Source organism: Vibrio sp. Vb1755 (assembly GCF_033338635.1).
In the GTDB taxonomy this organism is placed as follows: domain Bacteria; phylum Pseudomonadota; class Gammaproteobacteria; order Enterobacterales; family Vibrionaceae; genus Vibrio; species Vibrio alginolyticus.
In genome coordinates this window covers 995-1,495 of record NZ_JAWOTA010000120.1, presented here as the reverse complement: position 1 = coordinate 1,495, position 501 = coordinate 995, and the positions used below count along the sequence as shown (strand labels likewise).

1 protein-coding gene is annotated in these 501 nt (G+C 46.3%); it reads left to right on the top strand.

Annotation, left to right across the window (positions count from 1 at the left end):
* Window positions 1–501: BatD family protein (locus tag R7E00_RS23140; protein WP_318124575.1), on the top strand; the 501-nt coding region annotated here is incomplete at both ends.

The window sequence follows — 501 nt, the reverse complement described above, 5'->3', positions numbered from 1 at the left end:
AAAACTGAAGTGGCTAAAAATGAAGTCATCAACCTACGGATAATGGCAGACTCAGAAGTGGCGTCCGACGCCATCGACTTCAGCGTATTGGAAAAAGATTTCTTCTTAGGACAGCCTCGCTACGGACGTTCGAGTAACAACATCAATGGTCGAAAATATCAGCGCACAGAATGGAGCATTTCTATAGCGCCAATGAAAGAAGGGATAATTACGATCCCGAGTTTTTTGGCCGATGGCATGAAAACCGAGCCAATTCAGCTAAGAGTCATGGCGAACAAATCGGTACCCGATCTGGATGATTTGTTCAGCTTCAATATGAGTGTCGATAACCATACGCTATATCCGCAGCAATCTGCGAATTTACGCATGCAACTGATCATCAAGGCCGACACTCGCCGTTTAGACACCCCACAAGTTGTGCCACCACGTATTGAAGGCATGAAGCTTGAACCTGTTGGTGAAATGCAACAAGGGCAGCGAGTCATTTCTGGGCTTGAAGTG